The organism is Armatimonas sp., from assembly GCF_043760365.1.
Lineage (GTDB): Bacteria > Armatimonadota > Armatimonadia > Armatimonadales > Armatimonadaceae > Armatimonas.
Map to the genome: position 1 here is coordinate 1 of NZ_JAYUPA010000363.1, position 5122 is coordinate 5122.

5 protein-coding genes are annotated in these 5122 nt (G+C 59.4%); 2 read left to right on the plus strand and 3 right to left on the minus strand.

What is annotated here, in order from left to right:
• The first annotated feature begins 148 nt into the window (after nt 1-148).
• Nucleotides 149-718, plus strand: a complete 570-nt coding sequence (locus ACH2EH_RS08745) for a hypothetical protein (RefSeq protein ID WP_395140831.1) — start codon at nt 149-151, stop codon at nt 716-718.
• Here ACH2EH_RS08745 and ACH2EH_RS08750 read toward each other — a convergent pair.
• Both ACH2EH_RS08750 and ACH2EH_RS08755 read right to left on the minus strand, forming a co-directional pair.
• Nucleotides 680-1234, minus strand: a complete 555-nt coding sequence (locus ACH2EH_RS08750) for a DinB family protein (protein ID WP_395140833.1) — start codon at nt 1232-1234, stop codon at nt 680-682. The two genes, ACH2EH_RS08745 and ACH2EH_RS08750, sit on opposite strands and share 39 nt — an antisense overlap.
• Before the next feature lie 7 nt (nt 1235-1241).
• A complete protein-coding gene (locus ACH2EH_RS08755) occupies nt 1242-3128 on the minus strand; it encodes a cellulase family glycosylhydrolase (protein ID WP_395140835.1) in 1887 nt (628 codons plus the stop codon).
• Between the two features lie 73 nt (nt 3129-3201).
• Here ACH2EH_RS08755 and radC point away from each other — a divergent pair, with 73 nt between their 5' ends.
• The gene (gene radC, locus ACH2EH_RS08760) at nt 3202-3885 is read left to right on the plus strand and encodes a DNA repair protein RadC (protein WP_395140836.1); all 684 of its coding nucleotides are present in this window, start codon (nt 3202-3204) and stop codon (nt 3883-3885) included.
• A gap of 2 nt (nt 3886-3887) precedes the next feature.
• Here radC and ACH2EH_RS08765 read toward each other — a convergent pair.
• Nucleotides 3888-5122, minus strand: a 1235-nt coding sequence (locus ACH2EH_RS08765) for a hypothetical protein (RefSeq protein WP_395140838.1), incomplete at its 5' end; no start/stop codon positions are given.

The window sequence follows — 5122 nt, forward strand, 5'->3', positions numbered from 1 at the left end:
TAAAAGCAGCACCGGGCTGCCCGAGAGCCGGGCATCGTAGGTATCGGCGAGGCGGTCAAAGCCCTCGGCAGGAGAAAAATAAAGCGCATCGTCATCCACAGGCTCTATTGTACTTCAGAGAAACTGCACAATCGCCGAAAATCATAGCATGAGTCGCCTTAACTATCCTCAAGCCAAGCTCTCTTTCGAGGCTCCTGCGGGTTTCCGTCGCGTCGCTGCGCCCGGTTTTCTCTGGTGTGGCCGGAGTGCCTCCGGCGAGCGAGTGACCGTTCAGCTCTGGCAGCACCACACGGGCCTTAGTAAGCTCGTCCCCCACTCGTCCGCGCTGGTCTACGCGCACCTGCACAAAAAAATGCCGGGGAAGACCTTCCTGCGCGGCCCCGCCGAGGGACTCCAAGTCGGCGGGGCGGAAGCCTCTTTCTCGGGAATCGAGCGCCTCCAATTTGGAAAGCCCGTTCGTAGCTACCAGATGCTCGCGCTTTTTGCGGGCAATCTCTATCTCTTTGAGTACACCACGCCCACTCCTCAGGCGGAAAAGGGAGTGCGTGCCTTCACGAAGCTGCTGGACTCGGTTCACTGGACAGGAATGCCGACGGCGAAGCCCTCGGTGGCTCAGCCTGAGCAGGCCAAGCTAGAGAATTTCCTGGGACTGCCCTACCTTCCTAAATCGCGTGCGACCTCAACCCAAAGCGGGGGTGTTCTCGGATCCGGGCTGTAGTTTTTCCGCCTTATCAAGGTGATAGTCGGTGTGAACTGCCATCGCGGCAAACCAGGCTCCCAGGGAAAACTTCATCCAAGGAAGGGCAGCGGAGGCCGCTTTAATGTGCTTCAGATCGGCGTTTTTCGTCCGCTCAAGCACCACAAGAAGCCTTGCGTGCGCGGCGGCGTAGCGAGCCAGCAGCGCCTTTTTATCCAGAGGCTCCTCACGAGGCTCAAAGCCCTTAGGTACCGGATTCATGCGTCCACCAGGCTGTGCTCCCACCATCTGGATAAACTTGCGCTCCAGAAAGTTTGGCTTCCAAGCCGTAGGATCGCCTAGTGGGATAGTCTCCCCTGCCAGCGCCTTCTCCATCTCCGCCGTCGCTTTTTCCAGTACCACGGCGATGTGATCTAGCTGCATTCCCAGCGACCAGGTATCGGTATCAAGGCGAGCATTGAGCTGCGTCTCCGTCAGGTTCTCGGCGAGGCTCCTGCCGCGCTCCGACTGGGATTTTGTCTTCTCGATAGTATTCATTATGTGGTTATTTCCGTGTGAGATAGGCCGCGATATCGCCGGTAAAAGCGGGCAATGGAATGGCGAGTTGGCCGCTGGCAGTGGCGCTGAGAGCTTGCTCACGAAGGGCTTTCCCAGCGTCTGTGTCCCACCAGACCAGCTTGTAGGCACCGGCCCGCAGACCACTGAGTGTGACTGTCCCACCACCGGGGTGTGCGCCCGTGGCGGTACGCCGTAGCCAGAGCGCCGCGCGGGTGCCTCCCTGGTCGGACTTCGCCAGTGCAGAAACACTCGCGCCCACGGGACCGACCGTGATCTTGCGGATAGTCACCCAGTCCGCCCCTGGGTTTTCAAGAGTGATTTTGTGGGTTCCCACCGGAATCGCAGCCGTGAGGGTTTCATTAACGGACGTATCACGCCCACTGGCCGGGTAGGCTTTCTCCGCCACCACTTGCCCATCCACTTTAATGACCAGCGTCCCGCCCGAGCGCGCCGCAGTCTGCACCTCTACAGCGATACTGCCTGGCTGCCGAAGTGTCACGGGTAGGTCGGCTTTCGGGAACATCTCACGGTGGGCAGTGCCCTGCAAGAAGCTGGGCATCTCCCCAATTCCCTCGATCATGCCGTCGGCGCGAATGGGATACTCGGTGCGCTTGGTCTCACCCCAGCCCTTGCCCGGCCCCGACGACGCGACACCGCCATCGGGCGTTATAACCCTCGCGCTGATCCGGCGCAGTGCCGTCACGCCCGATGCATTCACAAACCCCGTGGCGGCTTTGAACAGCCCATAGAGATTACGTCGCTCTATGTGATCCCAGGTCCAGTACTGCGCCGCTCCGGACGCGTCGGAGAAGAGGCTAGCCCAGAGCCCCGCTTTTAAATGCTGCCCCGTATCACTATTCAGATCACCTGAGGGGCCAATCTCGCCATAGAAAACTGGCTTCGTTGTGGGCGTCACCGCGAGCGCCGTTGCCGCCAAGTCAGGCGGGTAGGCATGGGGCTGCTCGTAGTCCATGGCCGCGTAGAGGTCGCCGCCAGAGAGGTGCGAGCTTGTGGTTACAAGATGCCGGTGAATATCGAGCGAGCGCAGGTGCGCCGCCATACTCTGGTGCCACGCCTCCACGGTCTTGGGAGCGTTCTTCGCGCCCTCAGTCCACTCCACCTCGTTGAAAAGCTCCCACGCCAGAATGCTCGGCGAGTAGCCCCAGCGCGCCACGATGTAGCGCAGCTTATTTTTGGTTCGACGCAACGCCTCGGGGTGCGTGAAAAACTCCGCCGTGGTATTGAGAAATCCACCGTTCTTTGCGTTCCAGGGGTTCTCGCCCCAGTTGGAGTTGACACTCAGTGCATACGGCCCATGGTGCTGCAAGACAAGCTGAAAATAAACTCCGTGCTTCTGCGCCGCAGCCACAATCCCATCCCAGCGCCGTGCGACGCTCAAGCTAAGCGTATCGCCTTTGGTCTCCCAGTCCAGGTTTTTTCCATCCCAGTGGCACATCCACACCCGCGACCAGTTCTCCCCCGCCGCCCCGAGCTTTGCAAATGCATCGCTCACATCAAAGCTGCCCGAGCGCCACGCCACATTATGCCCGAGCGGCCAGTAGAGTCTGCCATCATCATGTACAAAGCCTAGCCCCTTGCGCCTCACAAAGTGCAGCGGCTGCGCCTGGGCAAGCGTGGTGAGCTTCGCCCGCACCAGCGCCCCGTTGCGGGTTGCACTTGCCGCCTGCCACTTGCCCTCTTTTGCTTCCACAGTGATTCGAGCCCGCCACAGGGTGCCGCCATCGAAGAAGCCAAGCTGCGTTTTTTGCTTTCCACCGGGGCCACGGAAGACGAAACGAACATCGTTTTTCTCGGGATCGTAGGGATTGCCCGCCACACGGGGCAGCTCAAACTGAGCCTCATAGGTCATCATGAAAATATTGTAGCTTGATTTTATAAGATTCGGCACTTCCCAACCGTTTTAAGGACGAAGGAAACCAACTATCATGTACCACACACGAATTCGAGAGCTACCCACCGAGGAGCGTCCCCGTGAGCGACTGATCCACAACGGAGCGGACGCACTCTCCATCTCGGAGCTTCTGGCGATCTTGTTGCGCACGGGCACGGAGAAATACAGCGCGGTTGGGCTGGCGGATCACCTGTTGGCCCAGTTCGGGAACCTGCGGGGGCTGTCTCATGCCACCATTGAGGAGCTGGCCACCGTGCACGGGATCGGCCCCGCGAAAGCCGCACAGCTCAAGGCAGCCATTGAGCTCGGTCGGCGGCTAGTGGCCGCCAGTCCTGAGGAGCGCACCAAGATCCGCTCCCCGCGCGATGTCTACAACTTACTGGGGCCGATGCTCCGAGAAGAAAAGCGCGAGCACTTCATGGCAATTTTATTAGACACAAAGAACGGCGTCCTCAGAAGTCGGACGGTGAGCGTGGGGGATCTGTCCAGTAGCATAGTCCACCCGCGCGAGGTCTTTGCGGAGGCGATCCGGCACTCCGCAGCCAGCTTAATTGTCGCACACAATCATCCCTCGGGCGACCCCGCTCCTAGCCCTGAAGATATCGCCGTCACCAAGCGCCTCGCCGAGGCTGGGGAGCTTCTGGGAATCGAAGTTCTGGACCACATCATCTTAGGGGACAACCGCTGGGTCTCTCTCAAGGAGAAAGGGCTATTTTAAAACTAAAACTTTACGCCGAGCTTGGCCTCGGCTTTGTAGTCTGTGCGTAGCGGCCCGGAAGCGACGGCAAGGTTCGAGGTCATGGTGCCGCCCATGGTGAAGTTCATCGCGGAGCCGACATTATGGGTCAGGCCAAAAGTATAGATCTGTAGCCCTTTAGGGCCTGCACCATAGAAAAACGTGTTCTTATAGGTGCTGTTGAGGTTCGTGTAGCGGTTGAAACGCATTCCAAGAGTGAGCAAGTACTCCCCAAACGACGGAGCCCCTGCCTTAACAGCCTCCGCGTGCTTGATATCGTACTCGTTCATGGCGTAAGTGCCGCCCAGCTGGATCGCTCCCAGATTTGCCGCGAGTCCGTACTCGTGCCGAGTAAGGGGGCTGACCTGGTTTTGCTTGGCTGGATCCTCGGGGTTGAGGGTGTAGGCCCCGGTTACCTGAAACCCGGAGAAGGGCCGTAGGGCAAGCCGTGCACTGGCAGTATCCAGGTTTGCCGCCGCGTTGGGCGTGGCACTTCCCAGGGAAAACCGGTCTTTCAGGTTGCCCGAGAACTGGAAGGCACTCTTGTCGGTGCCCAGTGCGGCTCCGTACTGCGTGATACCTATCCGCGTCGTGCCGTCTTCCGTAGACTGCCAGGCTCCGGTAAGCTTCGTTCCCGGCATGGGCATCAGCTCCGCTCCGGTTGTTAGGCTGGTAATATTTTTCGTGGTGCCCACAGAGCCACTCGGCATGAATGGAGTGATGAGCTGATCTTTCTGCTCCGCCGAGAGGATAACCTTGGGCGAGGGCTGGAGCTTAACTCCGACCCCTTGCCGCTGCTCGGTTGCCGCCCCCGTCTCGCTCTGGCCCGTGCTTAGAGTGATGCTGGCACTTGTCCCCTTAGTGCCCCCTGCTGCCGCCAGCAAGAGTGCTGTATCCTGCGACGCTCCCGTAGTCTTGGGATCGGGGGTATTTGTCTCCGCCTGCGTGGTGCGCACCGTCGCATCGGCGGTGCCCAATTTGCTTGTCAGCTCAGTCTTATTGGTGACGACTTCTGTTTTACGAGAAGACGGGTCTGTTTTGTCGTCCTCGGTGCGGCTAAAAGCCAGGCCGGGTCGTTTTGGCCCATTGGCAAGCCGTACCTGGAAAGTCGCTAGATCGGTCTCAGACTCTTTTTGATCCGCGGTTACCAGAGTATTTTGTTGGAGCTGGTAAGACAGATCCGTCGTCCCAACCCGGTGTGCCACATCATAGCGGCTCG